The sequence below is a fragment of the Leuconostoc aquikimchii genome, assembly GCF_040838325.1.
GTDB classification, from domain to species: Bacteria; Bacillota; Bacilli; order Lactobacillales; family Lactobacillaceae; genus Leuconostoc; species Leuconostoc aquikimchii.
This window is the reverse complement of record NZ_JBFPER010000001.1, coordinates 585,824-603,300: the sequence shown is the minus strand read 5'-3', so window position 1 is coordinate 603,300 and position 17,477 is coordinate 585,824. Positions and strand designations below refer to the sequence as shown.

General features: G+C 38.2%; 17 protein-coding genes and 1 tRNA gene. 2 read left to right on the top strand and 16 right to left on the bottom strand.

Annotated features, from left to right (window positions below; translation table 11 throughout):
- Positions 1 to 13: 13 nt before the first annotated feature.
- The 4 genes from udk to ccpA all read right to left on the bottom strand — a co-directional run bounded on the left by udk (position 14) and on the right by ccpA (position 4,450).
- Positions 14 to 649 carry a uridine kinase gene (udk, locus tag AB3K24_RS03060; protein ID WP_367973738.1) on the bottom strand — a complete coding sequence of 212 codons (636 nt, stop codon included), beginning with the start codon at positions 647 to 649 and terminating at the stop codon, positions 14 to 16.
- Positions 649 to 1,362, bottom strand: a complete 714-nt coding sequence (gene budA / locus AB3K24_RS03055) for an acetolactate decarboxylase (RefSeq protein ID WP_367973737.1) — start codon at positions 1,360 to 1,362, stop codon at positions 649 to 651. Before budA ends, udk begins: the two co-directional genes overlap by 1 nt.
- A gap of 100 nt (positions 1,363 to 1,462) precedes the next feature.
- A complete protein-coding gene (locus AB3K24_RS03050) occupies positions 1,463 to 3,322 on the bottom strand; it encodes an acyltransferase family protein (protein ID WP_367973736.1) in 1,860 nt (619 codons plus the stop codon).
- Between the two features lie 120 nt (positions 3,323 to 3,442).
- Complete coding sequence (gene ccpA / locus AB3K24_RS03045) at positions 3,443 to 4,450, bottom strand: catabolite control protein A (RefSeq protein WP_367973735.1); 1,008 nt, start codon at positions 4,448 to 4,450, stop codon at positions 3,443 to 3,445.
- Between the two features lie 210 nt (positions 4,451 to 4,660).
- On the opposite strand from ccpA, the gene AB3K24_RS03040 reads away from it, so the two are divergent.
- A complete protein-coding gene (locus AB3K24_RS03040; protein WP_367973734.1) occupies positions 4,661 to 5,758 on the top strand; it encodes an aminopeptidase P family protein in 1,098 nt (365 codons plus the stop codon).
- A 48-nt stretch (positions 5,759 to 5,806) separates the two neighbouring features.
- Here AB3K24_RS03040 and AB3K24_RS03035 read toward each other — a convergent pair whose 3' ends face one another.
- The 11 genes from AB3K24_RS03035 to AB3K24_RS02985 all read right to left on the bottom strand — a co-directional run bounded on the left by AB3K24_RS03035 (position 5,807) and on the right by AB3K24_RS02985 (position 13,517).
- Entirely contained in the window at positions 5,807 to 6,541 is a 735-nt protein-coding gene (locus AB3K24_RS03035) for a CPBP family intramembrane glutamic endopeptidase (RefSeq protein WP_367973733.1), read from the bottom strand.
- A gap of 2 nt (positions 6,542 to 6,543) precedes the next feature.
- Positions 6,544 to 6,750, bottom strand: a complete 207-nt coding sequence (locus AB3K24_RS03030; protein ID WP_367973732.1) for a hypothetical protein — start codon at positions 6,748 to 6,750, stop codon at positions 6,544 to 6,546.
- Position 6,751: 1 nt separating this feature from the next.
- On the bottom strand, positions 6,752 to 7,582 hold the full coding sequence (locus tag AB3K24_RS03025; protein ID WP_367973731.1) for a Cof-type HAD-IIB family hydrolase: 831 nt from the start codon (positions 7,580 to 7,582) through the stop codon (positions 6,752 to 6,754).
- A gap of 49 nt (positions 7,583 to 7,631) precedes the next feature.
- Positions 7,632 to 8,087, bottom strand: coding sequence for a SprT family protein (locus AB3K24_RS03020; RefSeq protein ID WP_367975554.1), 456 nt, complete (start codon positions 8,085 to 8,087; stop codon positions 7,632 to 7,634).
- 83 nt (positions 8,088 to 8,170) lie between these two features.
- The gene (locus tag AB3K24_RS03015; RefSeq protein WP_367973730.1) at positions 8,171 to 8,656 is read right to left on the bottom strand and encodes a GAF domain-containing protein; all 486 of its coding nucleotides are present in this window, start codon (positions 8,654 to 8,656) and stop codon (positions 8,171 to 8,173) included.
- A 254-nt stretch (positions 8,657 to 8,910) separates the two neighbouring features.
- A complete protein-coding gene (locus AB3K24_RS03010) occupies positions 8,911 to 9,159 on the bottom strand; it encodes an acyl carrier protein (protein WP_367973729.1) in 249 nt (82 codons plus the stop codon).
- 52 nt (positions 9,160 to 9,211) lie between these two features.
- Positions 9,212 to 10,258, bottom strand: a complete 1,047-nt coding sequence (plsX, locus tag AB3K24_RS03005; RefSeq protein WP_367973728.1) for a phosphate acyltransferase PlsX — start codon at positions 10,256 to 10,258, stop codon at positions 9,212 to 9,214.
- 187 nt (positions 10,259 to 10,445) lie between these two features.
- Complete coding sequence (locus tag AB3K24_RS03000) at positions 10,446 to 11,828, bottom strand: amino acid permease (RefSeq protein ID WP_367973727.1); 1,383 nt, start codon at positions 11,826 to 11,828, stop codon at positions 10,446 to 10,448.
- 413 nt (positions 11,829 to 12,241) lie between these two features.
- Positions 12,242 to 12,315 (bottom strand) — tRNA-Lys (locus AB3K24_RS02995).
- Positions 12,316 to 12,475: 160 nt separating this feature from the next.
- Positions 12,476 to 13,051, bottom strand: coding sequence for a DNA-directed RNA polymerase subunit delta (gene rpoE, locus AB3K24_RS02990; protein ID WP_367973726.1), 576 nt, complete (start codon positions 13,049 to 13,051; stop codon positions 12,476 to 12,478).
- A gap of 25 nt (positions 13,052 to 13,076) precedes the next feature.
- A complete protein-coding gene (locus AB3K24_RS02985; protein ID WP_367973725.1) occupies positions 13,077 to 13,517 on the bottom strand; it encodes a DUF1934 domain-containing protein in 441 nt (146 codons plus the stop codon).
- Between the two features lie 153 nt (positions 13,518 to 13,670).
- Here AB3K24_RS02985 and AB3K24_RS02980 point away from each other — a divergent pair, with 153 nt between their 5' ends.
- Positions 13,671 to 15,026 (top strand): HD domain-containing protein, encoded by a 1,356-nt coding sequence (locus AB3K24_RS02980; RefSeq protein WP_367973724.1) that lies wholly within the window; start codon positions 13,671 to 13,673, stop codon positions 15,024 to 15,026.
- 68 nt (positions 15,027 to 15,094) lie between these two features.
- On the opposite strand, the gene AB3K24_RS02975 is transcribed toward AB3K24_RS02980, so the two are convergent.
- Entirely contained in the window at positions 15,095 to 17,455 is a 2,361-nt protein-coding gene (locus AB3K24_RS02975) for a Xaa-Pro dipeptidyl-peptidase (protein WP_367973723.1), read from the bottom strand.
- Positions 17,456 to 17,477: the final 22 nt, after the last annotated feature.

Here is a 17,477-nt window from a genome sequence, read left to right as displayed (position 1 = left end):
TATCAAAAATACATCAGTTAGCTTTTTTAATCATTGCCCTAGCTTGATTTGTCAACATATCAATTGCCACCAAATTTTCACCGCCTTCTGGGACAATGATATTGGCATAACGCTTCGTTGGCTCAACGAATTGATGGTACATTGGCTTAACAGTCGCCAAATATTGTTCAATCACGCCGCGGACAGTTCGACCACGTTCTTCAATATCACGTTCTAAACGCCGCAGAAAACGAATATCATCATCTGTATCAACAAATATTTTCATATCGAGCAAATCACGCACCCGTTCGTCATTAAACAATAAAACGCCGTCAACAATAATAACATCGGCTGGTGCAACATTTTCTACCTCTTGAGAACGTGTATGCGTTTCATAATCATATATCGGTTTACTGATTGATTCATGACGTAGTAGTCGACGTAAATCCGAGACAAACAAGTCTGTCTCAAAAGAATCTGGGTGATCATAATTGGTTAAAACACGTTCGGACATCGGTTTTTCGGATTGACTTTTATAGTATGAATCTTGCTGCAATAAGATTGCAGAAGAACCATCTGACGTTAAGCGTCTTACTAATTCGCGACTAACCGTTGTCTTTCCAGAACCGGAACCGCCTGTGATACCAATCACTAATGGTTTTTGCCCCATTATTTTTTTCCACCTTCACTCGCCGTAATCCCTGAATGCAACCCCTCTAAATCAAGTGCCATGGCACGGAAGCCGGCGTCTTGAACTGGTAAGTGTTGCACAAATTCGTCAAATATTTGCAAAGTTCCCGTTACATGACTTGCTGAGAAATCTAAAATATGCCCAGCAAAAGTCTTATCATCCGACAAAAAATGTAAATGCCATCCGGCAGCTGTTGGCCCATTAAATATTTCAGGCGCATAATAACCCATAACTGTGCCTGTGACGTTCGCCATTTCAAATTCCGGTTGGTTCGTTGCAACCTCTAGCAAGCTTGGAAATGGTGGTACCTGTTTTGGCGCAATACGTACATGCATCCGTGAAAAATCCGCATGAAAATTAACAGATGAAAAAATGTTGCGTAATTGTGCTGCTTGCAGTTTATCACTAAGTGTCGTAAAATCAACTGCATCAAAAGGCAATGCCTGCGTTGGTTTGTAAAAATGTACCGATGCAAAAGGTAATAATGTCTCAAGATCTGTTATATGGTTCACTTGACCATCACTTTGTGCTTGATAAACTTGACCTTCTAAAATGATAACTTCGCCATTGAGCCCTGTCAGCGTACCAATGCCTGTGTCACCATGTTTTAAAAGTTCAGCCGCTGTGATTGTGCCCTGCATTTGTTTGCCCATAAGCATTGCTAAGGTGCCGTGTTGATATAAACTAGTCATTTTTATTTTTTACGTGTGTATCCTCTACACACTTCCTCCATATTATTGTATTCTCTTTCATTCTAAGCGAATACAATTGGCCTGTAAAGCCCCAGATGCGTTATTTAATATGATTCACTTGACTTGCTTTTTCTACTAATAAACGCACGTAGTTACGATCTCCCATTGGACCTGGATGCACACCATCATCAGCAAACCAATCAAGGTGTTGTTCAGCTAGTGCAAACCAATTAATCACATGTAAATTTGGATAGTGTCTGGCAGCCTCTGCTAACATTTTGTTGTTTTCATTTTGCCACGATCGACTTTGAACAAAATTATTCATCCAATAAATCTGTCGTTTTTTACCAAAAGTAGTCATCATTTGATCTAAGTCCGTACGTTTAATATCGCCATTGGTGCCTAAACCAATCAACATGTTGGGCGCTAAATCCCCGTGTTCAGACATTTTAGCAACTAGTTGTGGCGTTTGATAAGATTGCCGACCAACTTCTGCATCAACTACCATATTGCTGTTCACTTCTTGTAAATAAGGCGCCGCATCTAACATAACGGAATCTCCAACTGCTTTAAATGACAAATCTTTAAAAGCAAGATACTGTTTTGATTTCAAACCATACGTGGTAACAATGCTTTTTTGCTCAGTTGTTAATGCTGTTGTTTTTTGTTTTTTTGGCTGTGATTTATTTGCTTCTTTTTTAGCTATTGCATTACGTTTAGCCACTTCGGCTTCATTCTTTTTAAATTCTTTTTGCAATTTTGTTTCTGGTACGGCGATGCCTGCGCGATAATCAGTTAGGCCATTTCCTAAAAATAAAACAAACCCCAAAACAACGATAACACCACCGAAAAATCGATTACGCGATGCTTCAAACCAATGTAGGACATGGGTGATTTTCGTCGTATAACGAAAAATTCGTTCAACATAACGATAACTTAATTCGCTGATACCAATGACTATGATCACCTCAATGATCATATTTGACAACGATGTTTTAAAATGTGGCATAAATTTTTCATAAAAAACAAATACAGGTAATTGATAAAGATAAATGCTGTAACTGCGTGTGCCAAGATAATTGAGAAACTTGTTATCAAAGGCTTTTGAAAACCACGATGCCGGATGGACAATTACTGCGATTAGAACGGTGATAACAAGCGTAAATAAATACATTAACCCATAATAAGTGGCACTTTTTTGGCCATTTAGCCACAAAAAACCGCAGACCATAATCAGAAATGTAATAGCCCCTGTACCATTCAGAAAATTTCGTGTTCTACTCGTTACGATTGGCCGTAATTGTGTTGATGCCCAAGTAAATGCTAAGGCTGACCCTAATAAAATGGCAAATAATCGGGTATCGGTCCCGTAATAGGCCCGATTAATTGCGCCTGGTTGATACAACAAAGCCATTAAAATTGCACTCGCACCTGACACTATTAGCAAAGCCAAAGAAATATAGACGCGTTTAAAACGTAATTTTAAAACGCCCCACACGACAAATGGCCAAATCAGATAAAACTGTCCCTCAATCGATAATGACCAGAGATGTGTAAACGGCGAGGCACCACCAAATTGTTGAAAATAAGACTGTCCATTACTAATAGCCCAAAAATTATAGACATATAGCAGGTTGGTCATCAGTATGTGCCTTAAATTGTAAATGAGCTGTTGATCAAATAATAAAATAATTGTGGTGCTGATCAATAACATCCCAACTAAGGCCGGATAAAGGCGTTTCAATCGTCTGATATAAAATTTTATTGGTGCAATGGCATGATTATTATCGTACTCTTGAATGAGTAAATCCGTGATTAAATAACCTGACAACACAAAAAAAAGTGGCACACCCAACCAACCACCAACAATTTTAGTTGGCATCAGATGGAATAGCATAACACCCATGACTGCCATCGCACGCAGACCATCAAATCCTGTAATATAACGTCTTTTCCCCATTTAAAAAATTAACCTTCCCTAGTAAATTTCTTCAAAATAAAAAGCAAACTACCTCTACCAGTCTACTTTCTTAACGTTTAAATGTCAATTGTTACGTTTATATTTCTTTAGTATATAATTTTAGTTAAGTGTCGTACCACGTCGCTCTAACGTATGTGGTAATTTAACCTGTGTGACTTCAATGACTTCATTATTCATTAATTTTGTCAGCATGCGCATAGCGACTGCGCCAATATCATACTTAGGCTGACCAATAGAAGTGACTTGTGGTCGTGTCACAATCGTGAATTTGGTATCATTTGACGTAATAATTTCAAAGTCTTCGGGAATTCGTTTACCGTGATCCCGCAGATAATTCATAATGCCAATTGCAACCTCGTCATCATATGTAACCACTGCTGTCGCACCTGTGGCAAGGATTCTTTCAGCGACTTGGAGGCCAGCAGCATAATCTTGATGTGTCGAAAACAGTAACGTTTCGTCAAAATCTATTTGTGCTTCTTCGAGGGCCATTTTATAACCTACTAAACGATGCATACCATTAATTGCATGTTCTACTGGACCTGTTACAATTGCCACACGATCGTGCCCATTTTTAATAACGGCTCCCACAGCTTCTTTAATTGCTGCCACATAATCAATGTTAACACTTGGTAATCTTTTTTCACTGTCGACAGAACCTGCCAAAACAACTGGTGCATTCACGCCTGAAATCGTATTTAAGACTTCATGATCTAGCTCATTGCCCATAAAAATGATACCATCAACTTGCTTACTTGCCAAATTATTAACTGCCATTGTTTCACGTACGGGATCTTCATCCGTATTAGTCAACAAAACATCATAATGATACATATTTGCGACATCATCGATACCACGCGCTAATTCTGAATAGTAAACATCTGTCACATCTGGCATAACCACACCAATTGTCGTGGTTTTTTTCGATGCCAACCCACGCGCAACGGCATTTGGATGATAACCAAGTTCTTCAATCGCATCCAAAACCTTTCGCTTTGTTGAGTCACGAACATTACTATTACCATTTACAACACGAGAAACTGTCGCTAAAGATACACCAACACGGTGTGCAACATCATAAATTGTTGCTGAATTTTTTTTCTGCATAATTTGACCTTCTTTATTTTTTTGTATTCGATTAAAAAAGCTTATAATATATTCCTTCTTAATTATAGCAAAAATAAAATAAATTGCAAACGCTTACAATGCCAATTTTACAAGTTTTCATCGTTGTTTCTGTTTGTTACAAGAAAAGAAATAAATAATTACAAGTGTTAAAATACAATTAACAACAAACTTAAAAAAAGGATCTATTTTATGAATACAGAAAAGATACTATCATTAACGCATTGGCTTGAAAAAAACTCACTGACTGGTGCAATCATAACCGATTACCATAGCATTGCTTACTTATCTGGTTTTGAATCAGATCCCATCGAGCGCGTACTTGCACTCGTTCTTATCTCGGGACAGCCGCCCTTTTTATTTGGTCCGGCCTTAGAGGTCAATAGTATGAAAGAAAGTGGTTGGCATTTTCAAGCGTTTGGTTATGAAGATCAAGAAAATCCTTGGCAAAAGCTCGTAAACCACATCAAAGATGCCACAAAAGGCCAATCATTTGCTATCGAAGCTGATAATTTAACAGTTTCACGTTACCACGCTTTACAATCAGCTTACCCATCTGCTACGTTTATCACGGATATTACTAATCAAATTAATCGCCTAAGACTCATCAAAACTAAAGCTGAAATCAAGCATATGATTGCTGCTGGACGTGATGCAGATCGTGCCTTCGACATTGGTTTCCATGCACTATCTGAAGGCATCTCAGAATTAGCTGTTGTGGCAAAAATAGAATATGATCTCAAAAAATCTGGCGTACCTGCTATGAGTTTTGACACACTACTACAATTTGGTGCTCACGCTGCCGATCCTCACGGCGCCACTTCAATACGAAAGCTTCAGCTTGGTGATATGGCACTGTTTGATCTAGGCACAATGACTGAAGGCTATGCATCTGACGCAACCCGTACGGTGGCCTTTGGCCCCGTCAGTCAACAAGCTCAGGAAATTCATGCCGTCACATTAGAGGCGCAACTTACTGCGCAATCGCAAGCAAAGATTGGTATGACCGCTAGCGAACTTGATGCTATTGCCCGAAATATTATTATCAAAGCAGGTTATGGCGACTATTTTGTACATCGTCTAGGTCATGGTCTTGGTTCATCTGTTCATGAATTTCCCTCAATCATGGCTGGTAATGAGCTCGTATTGCAAGAGGGTATGGTTTTTTCAATTGAACCAGGTATTTATATGCCTGGCGTTGCTGGTGTTCGGATTGAAGACTCAGGCTATATGAGCCAAGATGGTTTTGTTTCTTATACACAAACGCCTAAAAAATTATTGCAGTTTTGATTTATCACACAAAAAGATGTCACTACATGTGTAGTGACATCTTTTATATTACATCGCTTTACTAATCGCCATAATCAGCAGTGGCAACATTGTAATCGCATTATTGATAAAATGAATCATGATGCTGTCTTGTAAATTACCAGTCTTTTTGTATACAAATGCCATTGTCATTCCCATGATCATATAAACTAGATAACTCAGTAAATCAGCCAAATTAGTAGGTATCTTACCCATATGCGGAAAAGCAAATAATAAACCGGAAAGAATTATATTTGCCCACCACCATGACTGGCGGAAAAAATAATTAATAACCAGTCCTCGAAAGATAATTTCCTCAACGACAGGTGCTAAGAAAACACCGTATACAAGCATACCTACCATCGTCACATTCAAATTTGAAGTTAACGCTTGAATAGCAGTTTGATTTTCTGTTGTGGCAACACCAGTTAATTTTATGCGTAAAAGATTAACTATTATTTCCAAGCATATCATGACAAGAAAAGCACCGATAATAAACCAAATGTGCTGCCAATGACGACTGTTTGGTTTGTGGAAAATAGGCTTAACGGTCGTTGCTTTTAACAACCGATAAGCATAGTAACCAATCGCGCTATATATTGCAAACATTATCAGAACAAAAATCACTTGTAATGTCATGGCCTTTTGCAAGGCTGCCAAACCTAATAATACAGGCGCCATCATGATTAACAAAGTGACAATAACGAAATTTATTACCCTTTGCAAGAGATTCTTCGGTTGCGGTTTGTGTGTTAAATCAAGCAAGTTTAATCATCCTCTTCTTCATTTAGGCGTTGCTTACGCTTTTGCCAAAAAAGCCAAGTAAAACTAACATTAACAATGATAAATAAAATGACTGCCAATCCAATTGTGATACTGACAGGCCAATGTTGTCTATCACTCAACATAAAAATAGTCAGAAATAATATAGGCGTCACTACGCCTAATATGATACGTGATATCAAATTCCCCATATTATTTGCTAGCATAGTTTTCAATATAGTCAGCGACTGCAGCGTCATTATTAGTCGTTGTTAGTACGATATCAGCTATATCTTTAATTTCTTGTTTTGCATTCGCAACTGCGACACCAGTACCTGCCGCCTTGATTTGTGCTGCATCATTTAAGTTATCACCTAGGGCAGCCGTGTTATCATGGTCAATATGTAAAATATCTGCTAACTCCAAGCCTGTCACGCCCTTATCCACCCCTTTAGGGTTGAACTCAACATAACGATTTGAACTAAAAGTCAACAAAACAGCGTCAGACAATTCATTTGTCACGGTATCAGCAATTTTTTGTCGCACATTTGAGTCACTATGCTCAAAAATAACTTTCATCACTGGTGCTTCATTAACCAAAAAAGTCAAATCATCACTAAATATTTCCGTATACGGTACTTGTCGTTCACTCATATATTGCTTATCCGCAGGTGAAATATTATAAATAAATAACTTATCAAGTGTATAAATATGTGTATCTATGTCATCTTGAATTTGTCCTAGTTCGAAAATTCTTTTTGCTAAATCAATTGACATATCATGCTGTACAACAATTTCTTCTCGGCCATCAGGTTCAATGGCGACAATAGCGCCACCATTATATGACACAACATACTGCCTTGTTGTATTTAAGCCTAGCGCTTTCAAGGTACCAGTAACTGATTTATATGATCGCCCAGTGTTTGGTACAAAATAACCACCATTCTGAGTAAACTTTTGAATCGCATCGATATTTTTTTGGTGAATTGACCCATCATCATTTAATAATGTTTCATCGAGGTCAGATAAAATCAACTGAATCATAATATTCTCCCGTTCATATTTTGTCTATAACCATTATACCTGAAGCTTGTCATTCATTGCCAATTTCACCAACAAAATATATCTTCGTGCCACACTGACCGCAACGATAGTTACTTGCTTGAAAATGCCGTTTTCGAACAATATCATGCTTATTTTCACAGTGGTATAACCAAAAATGATTGCTTGCGCGTGCTTTTTTTAAATGTGGTGCAAAGCGTGATCCGCCGACCTGTGCCAATAACTTTTTGAAATCTAAATCTTTATGTTGATACCCGAGTTGTTGTAAGTGCAAATGATAATGCACCAATTCATGTTTAACGATACCCTCAAATTCTGGCAGACCAACCATTTTTTCATTAAATTCTAAATGATGACTTGCGAGTAAATAACGACCACCTGTTGTTTTCAAACGTTTATTGAAAGTGGCTACATGATTAAACGGCCATTGAAAATAAGCTTTTGAAATTTGCATGACAAAATCCTGCAATTCAGGTTGCGTTACAATCTGAGTAGGTTGCGTTTTGTTAAGTGGTACCTGTCCACCGAGCTTAACTTGATCAGAATCGTTAGACATAACTTAACACGTCATTAAACCAATTTAACATATTGCAGCAATGCTTGAACAAAATTTTCTAAATCAGCCTGTTCTTGTTTACCAAAACGGTTGCGTTCTGTTGAATCAATATCCAACACACCAAGTTTTTGGCCACTTGCAGTTGTAATAGGAATTGTAATCTCTGAATTTGAGTCAACATCACATACAATATGACCTGGAAATGCATACACATCAGGGACAACAATTGTCTGCTGAGAGGTAAATGATTGCCCAACAACCCCTTTATCAGGTGCAATCAAAGCCGTAGCTGGTTTGCCTAAAAATGGCCCTAAAGCTAACGTGTTTGTTTCTGCATGATACAAATAAAAGCCTGCCCAATTCACTGCACTAACATTTTGAAATATAATAGCGGCAGCATTGGCATAGTTAGCAAGTGCATAGGTTTCACTTGCTTCACCCTGAATCCATGTGTCTAATAATTGTGAAATCAAAGGCTTATTTTGTTGTATTTCTGTCATACTGTTATCCTCCAAAATTTTTTCATCGTCTGACTGTATCAAAAAAGCATTTCTGCACAATTATTTAAATGTGTTCAGAAATGCTATACATGACATAAATCGCGTAATTTAACATGTAACATGTAAAATCAAAACACGCTATGCTTTGCTTAAATCATATACTGATTTTGACACGATATTATTGACAGTCAACTCACTTTGAAGTTATTATAAGCTTATTTTTAGTAAGTGTCAATCACGATATCTTTAATCAATTAGTTCTGGTGCGCCACAATATAATCAACCGTTTGTTGTAATGTGATGAGATTTTCAGCATCGTCATCTGAGATGCTGATATTAAACATATCTTCAACTTCTAAAACTAATTCCACAAAATCAATAGAGTCTGCATCAATATCAGTTAAAAAGTTTAATTCAGGTGTAACTGCAGCGCGTTTCACATTGAAACGTTCTGCAAGCTCATCAGCCATCATATTATATATTGCTTCTTTTTCCATAGCCATTGCGGGTTCTCCAATATTTATTTAATCATTAACTCAAATGAACAGTATACCACTAATCATTGTATTGTGCATGTAAGGCTTCCTTACCTGATTGGAGTTCCTCTTTGTGTGCTGTGATATAAGTCTGTATATCTAACACTAATTGATTATCAACCATTGTCTTAATTTGCCCCATAGTATTGGCCACAGCATTAGCTTTAGCTGAACCATGGGTTTTCACTACCGGCGCTTTCACACCAAGAATAACAGCGCCACCAGCTTCATTATAATCTAATTTTTTTTGAACCTCTCGAAAAGCTGGCTTGAGCAACGCGCCACCAATTTTACCTTTAAAGCCAGATGACATGATCGCTTTTTTGATTTGTTTTAACATCATCAACGCGGTGCCTTCTGTTGCCTTCAAGGCAGCATTACCTGAAAATCCATCAGCGACCACAACATCAGCGGTCCCTTCAAGTAGTTCACGCGCTTCGATGTTACCCATGAAATTAAATGACGGCGCATCTTTCATCAGCATGTGTGCTGTCTTATGCACGTCGTCACCTTTGTCTTCTTCTGCCCCATTATTAAGCAAACGAACACGCGGGTTTGTTATACCTAAAACATGTGTCGCATAGAAACTGCCCAAAATGCCATATTGATATAAATGTGATGATTTGTTTTCCGCATTTGCACCTAAATCCATAAAGACAAATTGATCGTGCGGACCATTAAAACTTGGTAGCGCTGTTGCTAGCGCAGGCCGATCAACACCTTTAATGCGCCCAATCAAGAAGATAGCACTTGATAACAAGGCGCCCGTATTACCCGCACTGAACAACGCGTCTGCACGCCCCTCTTTGACCGCCATCGCAGCTTGTACCATTGACGAGTCCTTCTTACGACGCATCGCCTTCACGGGCTCGTCACCCATCTCAATGACCTCAGTCGTAGCTATCAACTCAATGCGTTCCCAATTTTGAACTAAAGGTTTCACCTTGTCTTCTGTGCCATAGAGCTGAAATGAAATATCTTTGTAACGGTCGCGTGCCTGTTCAATACCTTTAACAATTTCTAACGGCGCAAAATCGCCACCCATTGCATCTATTGCTATTTTCATAATTTTAGAAATGCATGTCATTTTTGATATTAACAGTAGTTGTCCTAATCTTTTGACTGTGATTTAATAAAACGATCACAAAATTAAGCATCAACAGTCTTATCTCACTATGCCAAGCATATTTCCTCCGTATTTAATATTCATTTATTTTATCATTTATTTTAATAAAATGTTGACAATATGCTATTTACTTCTGAGCATGACCTTTACGTGTCAGCAAGAAAATAAAAGACATGATTATCAAAAATGCCAAACCAATAAATAATGGTATTCGCGTGTTTGGGTTGATGACCATATATACAAGCGTAATTAACAACATGATCATGGCAAAATAATTTGTGTAAGGTGCCAAAGGCATTTTAAATGGATGCTCAACCATATGGTGTGCGTTTTCACGTCGAAACTTTATTTGGCTCCACAAAATAACAAACCAAGGCACCATACCAGGTAGTGTACTTGCTGAATAGACGAGCACGAAAATATTTGAACTGCCACGCCAGAAAAATGGCATAACTGCATTTAAGATGATACCTAGCAAAATACCACCTGAAACAGCTAAAATTGGCAATGTTGGTACACGATGTTTTGATAGCCCCAAAAACTTTGGTGGTAATTCTTTATTTAGCGCCAACGTATACAACATCCGACTTGAACTGAAAATACCAGAATTTAGCGCTGACATTGCTGCAGTCATCATCACAAAGTTAATGATCCCAGCTGCTGCTGTAATCCCAACACGTGAAAAAGTTTCCACGAATGGTGATCCCACTTGATCTAGCTGATTCCATGGGTATATTGTGATGATGACAAAAATTGCGCCAATATAGAAAATTAAAATACGTGCGACAATTGATCTAATTGACGATACAATTGCCTGTTTAGGATTCTCAGTCTCACCAGCAGTGATACCAATCACTTCTATACCTTGATATGATGTGATAACAATTGATAAGGCAAACATAAATCCTTTAAACCCACCCGCAAAAAAGGGGCCATGACGCCAAAGATTAGAAAAACCAATGGGTTGCCAACCATTACCAAAGCCAAGCACAATAACCATCAAACCTAAGACAATCATTAAAATAATTGTCACAACTTTAATCATTGAAAACCAAGACTCCATATTGCCGTAAGCTTTAACAGTCGTCAGATTAGCTAACGTTAGCATTGCTAATACAACCATACCGGTAACCCAACTCGGAATGCCTGGGAACCAGAAGTCCAAATATAACCCAACAGCAATTGTTTCTGATATACCCACGGTGACCCACTGAAATACATTTGCCCAAACAGTTAAGTAGCCGGCCAGCGGATGAATATATTTTGTTGCATAGTTTGCAAAGGATCCCACAGAAGGATCAACATATAACATCTCTCCTAGTGCGCGCATGACCAGATAGAGCACAAGGCCTGCAAGTGCATAGGCTAATATAACAGAAACCCCTGTCCACTTAATTGTTGCAGCTGACCCCATAAACAGGCCAACACCAATCGTCCCACCAAGGGCAATCATCTGCATTTGGTGAGATGATAAGTCCCTGCTTAATTCTCTATTCTTTTTTTCTGCCATTAGCAGTATTCCTCCAACTTGTTTCTCCGTAATTAAGATTTATCAGCGTCAAAAAAGCGCCCCTAGAACTTAATCTAGGGGCGCTTTTGCGCGGTACCAACCCAGTTTCAGGCGTAAAATATACGCACTTCTTAAAACAATTAGGTTAACGACCAATTACTCCGACAGTACTTTCAGCTTATAGCTTACTCATACAATACATCAATGGTAGTTTTTTGCTAGCTGCCTTCATCACTTTCACCACACATGATGTCTCTTTATCAGGCTAATCTCACAAAATATCCATCTCAACGCTTGTTATCAATAATACTATGTTTTGTTTCTTTTTGCAAATTTTTGATAAAAAAAAGCAAGTAACCGAAGTTACTTGCTTTTAAATGGAATATCCCAAGGTCTCCTGATTGTTAAATCAGTGCTCCCTCTCGGACTCGAACCGAGGACCTTGGGATTAAAAATCCCCTACTCTAACCAACTGAGTTAAAGGAGCAAACAATGCCGTAGCACATTTATATATACTACAGACATTCTTCGAAAAAAGCAACCTTTTTTGAAAAGTTTGTTAATCATCTTTGTAATATATATTGAAAACGTTGCTATATCAACGTTTTTTTGCAAAAAAAAAACGCTCTCGCGAATTTTAAAAATTACTATTTTTCAATATCACCGTCACTCAAATCATCTAAATCATTTGTACCAGTGAGCTCAGTCAAATTGTCATCAATTGATTCGTCGTCGCCAACAGCAACATCGTCTTCATCATCATCGTCATCTGCAACTTCTGAACCGTTAGCATCATTTTCATCATTACTAACTTCACCGAAGTCTTCGTCTTCTGGATCATCATCATTATAATCAATGACATCATCATCTGCAGAGGCATCAGCAAAGACGTTAACTTTCTTGGCTACCTTTTTACGCTTTGGTGTATCATCGTCATCATCAATTTCATGAATTGATTCATCAATGGCATCAACTGGATACCAAGCACGTAATCCCCACTCATTGTTTCCAAGGGAAATAAACGAACCATCTGTGTTTAAATCTGTATAAAATTGTGAGAGACGTGACTTGAACGTCTCCGCATCGACTGCCAAAAAATTCTGAATTTCTTGTACTAATGAACTAAACGGCATAACAGTTTTATGTTCCGCCAAAATTTCAGACGCAATTTCAACCAATGCTAATTCTTCTTTTGGGTGACTGCTTAATTGTGTGAGTGCCATAGTGCACGTCCTTTCGAGTTTCTAACTAATTAAGTTTACTAGATTTTTGAGTAAATTGCAACAAAATATCATATTGCCCAATAATCACATCGTTTGCATACAGGTCATAACTAATGCTTGTTACACCTGTTAATTGCGTCAAATCAATCTCACTAAACAGCGCCGTTGTATAAGTTTCTAGCTGCATCTGTCCTGCTGGTGTTTGATAATGCGCCGGTAATCGTTGTCCCTCTAAGAAAGCAAGTTTAGTTAAGCCATCCCCATTACGATTTAATCGTGCACGATCACCCGCCAATTTAAATAACACTTTTGTCTGATTTTGCCCAGCGATGACTTCGATATAGCGCAAAAAAATCGCACCATTTTTAACAAACAGCTCACCAGTTGTATCAAATTCAAAAATTTCAGACTCGCCTGCTTGATTAATTGTTGTTTTTAAATAAATATTCACGTTATCATTGATCATTTTTTCCTCATTTCAATTATTTTAGGATAAAATCAAGCGTTATGATTCAAATTAAAAATAGTTTTTTTACCAAATACATCACATTAATACAACTTTTGTTATTATTTTCTTTAAAAATCTATTATAATATAAGAAAGGATAAAAGGGCAGAATATGTTAAAAGATAAATTATTAAACGAAAAAGTACTTCGTGATCCTATTCACAACTTTATTCATATTCAAGATCGTGTCATCCTTGATTTAATCAATACGACTGAATTTCAACGACTGCGACGCGTACAGCAGCTAGGTATCACAAGTGCTGTTTTTCACGGTGCTGAGCATTCACGATTTGGTCATTCGGTTGGCGCTTACGAAATTGCCAGACGTATCACGGAACACTTTGAACAATACTACCTGTCTCAAACACCTGATGATGGTTTGTGGCAAAAAAACGAACGTCTCGTCACTTTAGCAGCAGCGCTGTTACACGACATTGGTCATGGTGCATTTTCACACACTTTTGAACACTTATTCGGTACAGATCATGAGGCCATTACACGCGAAATCATCACTGGTGATACAGAAATACATGCTGTGTTAGCAAGCGTTGCGCCAGATTTCCCAAACAAAGTTGCCAGTGTGATTGCCAAAACCTATGATAATCCACAAGTTGTGCAACTAATTTCTAGCCAACTAGATGTTGATCGGATGGACTATTTATTACGTGATGCCTATTTTACTGGCACGAAATATGGTGAGTTTGACATCGATCGTATTTTAAGAACCATGAAGCCAACCAAAAATGGGATTGCCTTTGATATTGCCGGTATGCACGCCGTTGAAGACTATGTTGTCAGCCGTTATCAAATGTATCTACAAGTCTATTTCCATCCAGTATCACGTGGTATGGAAGTACTGCTGGAGCATTTATTGCATCGTGCACGCGAATTATATCGTGCCAGTGGCACACATGAAAAAGATTTTGTCGGGCCACTATTAACCCCATTATTTAATGACACACCGCTAACTATTTATGATTACTTACAAATTGATGACCATGTTTTCATGACATATATTGCCATGTGGCAACATCATCCTGACCCAATTTTATCTGACCTGTCACAGCGTTTCTTAGACCGACGACCATTAAAATCGATTATTATTAATGATGAAACTGCGCCGCTGCTAGCAGATCTCGACCAACTAGTCGGCATTGCCGGCTATAATGCCGACTACTACACAGCACGTAATGATGCCTTCGATCTACCCTATGATGATTATAAGCCCAACGTCGCCAAACCACGGACGCAAATCGACTTTGTACTAGATGATGGTTCACATAGAGAATTATCGGAACTGTCGCCACTTGTTGCAGCCATTAAAGGACAAGTATCATTTGATAAACGCTTCTATTTTCCAAAAGAAATGTTAAACATCGAACCTGACGAATTATTTGCAGATACCTTTAAAACATTTCGTAGTTATATTCACAACAATTCACTCACAACACCAAATCCCGAGAGTTAAACAACTTAGCCTAACTGGCCCTCAATCACTAAGACACCATAACAGTCTAGTGACTGAGGGCCAGTTTTTTATTGCGGTAACGTTAATTGGCTATTTTCATAATCAATTGTGTAAGTAATCGCTTGATTGCCGCGTACCGTCATTTCAAAATCAGTCGCATAAATAATTAATCCTAATTGATGTCCTGGACGTAATTGGTACAATGTTGGTTGCAATTTAAGGGTTATGGCTACATATTCATTGGCAACTAACGCATCATTTTGCCAAGCGTTTGTGCGATTTTGTAAATTAATATGCCCTATCGTAATCATTTTGCTACTGGCCTTTTGCAGTTCGAATTCTTGTAATGGGACTTTAGCAAAATTAACACCACGATCAATCATGACATTTTGCTCGGTCGTCTGGGGTTTTATATAATCATCTTCCCCATAATCAATTAACATCGCGCTGATCAACCCAATATTTTGCGATGATTTAACACGCAAATGTAGGACACTTTCACCATTAATGACCTGTGATTTTGTGATAATTTCACTGCTAAAATGTTGTTGCGTCTGTGCTAATTCTGGTACTTGTTTTATGGTTTGATCACGCCAATGATTAAAATTTGTTGTATATTTTTTAAATAATACCTCAGGCAAATAATCCGTAAAAACCCCTTCACCACTTGCAGGTGCTAAGGTCAGTTGATTTGTTGCCAAATAATACGTCGTCTTATTTGCCGATACCCCCCAATCATTTAATTTATGCCACGTTTGCGCTTGTGTGTTATCTTGCCAAGTCACTGTTGGTAGCATTGTTGTGGCGTTCACATCAAGATCTAGTAACTTATCAGAAAGCCACAAATTAATTTGGTCAGCAAAATCAAGCGACCGATTATTGTTAATGTTAATATGCTGGCCTTGATGCAAAATCAGTTTATGATGATGACCATTCCCCTGTAGTGCTTGCCACAAACGATAAACTTGGCGTGGCTTCACATTCCAATCGTTTAAGCCATGCACAGAAATGATGTCCACCTTGATATCTTTAGCCTGATTCAGATAATTTCGTGCGGCCCAATAACCATCATAATTACCATTTTGACGATCTTGCAATCGCATCGTTTTCTTTTGATAAACCTGCCAAGTTGATTGCGTACGTACCCAATCAGCAGGATCCTGCATACGACTATAAACTAACTCAGCTAACACATCCATGTCTTCACCTGGAAACCCACCAGGCGCAATCACTAAGCCATTATCACGATAATATTGATACCAATCAGAAATAGCCGCTTCAGAAATAATTGTTTTCAAGCCTTCAACACCAGTTGTCGCTACTGCTGTCGCTAACGTGCCTAAATAAGAACGTCCCGTCATAGCGATTTTGTGATTAGACCAGTCAGCAGTCATTGCAATTTGGCTTGTCCTGTCTGTAAAAGCCACACGGTTGCCTGCTAGCCACTCTACAACATTCTTCATAGATTCAACCTGTTCTGGTGAACCAGTGTCTTGCATGCCATCAGAATGCCTTGTACCAACACCGGCAGCATACGCTACCGCAAAACCGCGTGATAAGAAATAATTATTCAAATCCCAAGCGCGACCTGCGAGATCCGTAAAGGTTTTTGTTGCAGTTGTTGTTTCACCGGTAATCACTCGCGGTGAAATGGCCTCCATGTGTTGCATATCATGACGAGCGGTCGGCTTGTCAGTCACTTGCGTCGGCGTTTTATAGCGCAACGGCTGATTAACATCATGTATTTTTGCATCGTTTTCTTTTAACATCATGCCCTGATAATATGGCGACGCCGTAAATAAAACCGGTAACTTTTCAAGTGATTTTGGTCGTTGAATGTCGACTTGCACAAGATCAAATTGGCCGTCATTATCTGAATCAACTGCTGTTTCAACCCAGACCGTTTCTTGAATTAAATTTGTCGTATCATAAGTCACCAAAGACTTACCGTTAAATAAAAGACGTTGATTGCTGGCTTTGAAATAACCATGGCTTGCTAAATCATCAATGAACAATAAACCATTTTTCGTATGCGTGTTTAAAAGAACATACCACGCGTGATAAATATCTGATGCATTAGTTATGGCGAGCCCCACATTTTTAAAGACCTGTCGCCCATTAAAATTATTCGCTTGCAATTCATCGTCAAAGCCTAATAACTGCGCAGCGATTGTATAAAAAATAGGCGCAGTTAATGGTTGTTTTGTTTGTAAAAAATCTAATATCGTTAATTCTACTGTGGCTAGATGGTCAGTTAACCAATCATTTTCTACGGCATGACTATGATACTCAGGTAACGCCTGGCGTATTAAATAATTTAAAATATCTGCTTTTGCCCATGTCTCATCATAAAAGCCAATTGTTGATAATTCGGTTATTTCAGTTGCTTTATCCACTATTTTTTTGCCAAATTGTTGTATTTTTGTCATTTTAACATGCCTTTCAATAATT